This window comes from Leisingera sp. F5, from assembly GCF_001593695.1.
The window spans coordinates 1-1,117 of record NZ_LUKH01001315.1 but is presented as its reverse complement, the minus strand read 5'-3'; the positions used below and the strand labels follow the sequence as shown (position 1 = coordinate 1,117).

The 1,117-nt window shown below is 65.1% G+C and carries 1 protein-coding gene; it reads right to left on the bottom strand.

Translation table 11 applies throughout. From position 1 onward, the window contains the following. Nucleotides 1–818, bottom strand: an 818-nt coding sequence (locus tag A2I95_RS41060) for an AraC family transcriptional regulator (protein ID WP_291738034.1), incomplete at its 3' end; no start/stop codon positions are given. Between the last annotated feature and the right edge of the window lie 299 nt (nucleotides 819–1,117).

Here is a 1,117-nt window from a genome sequence, read left to right as displayed (position 1 = left end):
AACTGTGTCGGGCTTTCATAACCCACGTCATAAGCCGCCGCCGCGACCGAAGTGCCGCCGCTGATCAGTAGGCGGCGGGCCTCCATCAGGCGCAGCTCCTTTTGGTACTGCAGCGGCGTGGTCGATGTCAGGGTTTTGAAATGCTCATGAAAGGTGGACTGGCTCATGCCCGCCGCGGCAGCCAGATCCGCCACCGGCAGCTGGGCCTTGTACCGGTTCCGGATCATCGCAATCGCCTTGGAAATCCGGCTGGCCGGACTTTCGTGCAATAACAGCTGCCGCAGCATGCCGCCGTGCTGGGCGCGCAGCAGACGGAAATGGATCTCCTTCAGCACCAGGGGTGCCAGTGCCTGGACCTCGACCGGGTTCTGCGACAGGCGGAACAACCGCCCGATTGCGTCAATCAGCGCCGCATCGCTGTCTGCCACGCTCATTGAATGCGACGCCGGTTCCTGCCCCTCCGCGGCGCCGACCTCGTCATAAAGGCTGCGCGCGGTGGCCAGGTCCAGCCGCAGCGCCAGCGACACATAGGGACGCCCGGGCGAGGCATCGATGACACCCGCCATCACCGGCAGCGCATGGCTGACGATCAGCGACATGCCCGCGCTGTAACGGATCGTGCGGTCCTCCAGCTGCGCCTCCTTGGCGCCTTGCAGCACCAGGCACATGACCGGTTCATAGACCATCGCCTGAAATACGGTCGGGTTCTCGCGGCAAAAGGCAAACAGCCCGCCGACCCCGGTTTCGCAACCGTCTTCCGGCGCGCCTCTTTCGCGGACAAAGGCGGCAACCTCTTCGATCAGATCCTGCGGCACCATGGGCGCTCCTCCTCTGCTGCCCGACTATAGGCTGGCGGCGGCGGCGGCAGAACCGCAAATCACGGCGCTTCGGAGGATCAGGCAGATCATCCGGAGGATCAGGCACGGCCAAAGCCGCATTTCCCCCTACCTTTGCTGCCAACACCGCCGGGCAGGGCCCGCGCGGCCATATCAGGGAGGAAGACCGATGTATGCCAAAGCAATAGAAACAGGCGGTCTGGCCGTTGTGACCGGTGGTGCCAGCGGGGTCGGCCTGGCGGCGGCGGAACGTTTCGCCCAGGCCGGGCTGGGTGTGGTAC